The following is a 283-nucleotide window of genomic DNA, read 5'->3' on the forward strand; positions in this document are numbered from 1 at the left end:
CCGCCGAGGGGTGTTCTTCGTGCCCCAGGATCGCGATGCGGAGGGGCTCATCGCTTCGGAGACGGGCATCGACAACGTCATGCTCCCCTGGTACGGCAAGGGTGCATCCCGCGGATGGTGGGTGTCGGCGAAGTCCGGTACGGAGGTGTACGAACGCGCCCGTGAGTCCCTCGACGTGCGCGGCCCCTCAGGAGACGCCGAGGTGTCGCAGTTCTCCGGAGGCAATCGTCAGAAGCATCTCCTCGCCCGCTGGTTGTACCCGCAGGAGCCGACCCTCCTCGTC

1 pseudogene is annotated in these 283 nt (G+C 67.1%); it reads left to right on the forward strand.

The features are described from left to right. Positions 1–19: 19 nt before the first annotated feature. Positions 20–283: pseudogene (locus tag AMS67_RS04505) on the forward strand (sugar ABC transporter ATP-binding protein); the annotation flags it as partial.

Source organism: Leucobacter japonicus (genome assembly GCF_001273855.1).
Lineage (GTDB): Bacteria > Actinomycetota > Actinomycetes > Actinomycetales > Microbacteriaceae > Leucobacter > Leucobacter japonicus.